This window comes from Protofrankia sp. Cj5 (genome assembly GCF_917627405.1).
In the GTDB taxonomy this organism is placed as follows: domain Bacteria; phylum Actinomycetota; class Actinomycetes; order Frankiales; family Frankiaceae; genus Protofrankia.
On the sequence record NZ_CAKJTO010000095.1, the window covers coordinates 1,852 to 2,657 of the forward strand.

Annotated in this window: 1 protein-coding gene; it reads right to left on the minus strand. The window is 69.5% G+C overall.

What is annotated here, in order from left to right; genetic code table 11:
- Positions 1-806 (minus strand): pentapeptide repeat-containing protein (locus MJ777_RS17960; protein WP_239377231.1); only part of this gene is annotated, 806 nt, incomplete at both ends.

Genomic DNA, 806 nt, shown 5'->3' on the forward strand with positions numbered 1-806 from the left:
AGCGAGCGTCCCGCCGATGACCTGGATGCCATCGAGGCCGGCCCCACAAGCGACCACCCGGTCCGCGCTGACCTCGCGGACCCTCGCCCCAGTCAGCCTCGCGCCGGACAGGTCCGCCCCGGACAACACAGCCGCGTCCAGAAAAGCTCCGGTCAACACCGCATCCCGCAGATCAGCATCCCGCAGATCAGCACGATCGAGCCGAGCGTCAGTCAGATTCGCCTCCCGCAGATCGGCACCGCGCAGATCCCGACCGGAGAGGTCCTGCCCGGCGAGATCGGTACCGGCCAGCTGCGCTCCCGTCCGCAGCCTGATACCCAGCCGGCGCGCCACCACCACCGCGTTCGCCTTCGACACCGCGGGCGCGTCCACGGTGTCGACGCTGTCCTGCGCCCACCGAGCTGCCGTGTCCCGGCCGGCCAGATCGGCGAAGAAATCCGCCATCAGCTCCGACATCTCCCGGGCCGCGAGCAGGTTACCGGCTTCGCCGGCCACCGCACTCTGTTCTGTGAGCTGGCGGGCGATGTCGGCGGCGACCAGGTACTCCATCACCGACCAGTGAATGAAGGAGAACCTGCCGTCGGCATCCCGGCGCAGGGCCGTCCCCGAACCGAGGAGATGCGCGGCCTCGGCCGGGGTCAGGCCACGCGGATCTCGCATCGACCGGAGTACCTCGGCGGCGATCTCGGTCAGCCTGGTCACCTCGATGAACGCCTCGCCGTTCCGCCACATCGCCACGGCCAGTTCGGTGACAGCGGCCTTCCGCTCGTCGACCGTGAGCTCCGGTGAGCGTTTCTGCTCGTAGT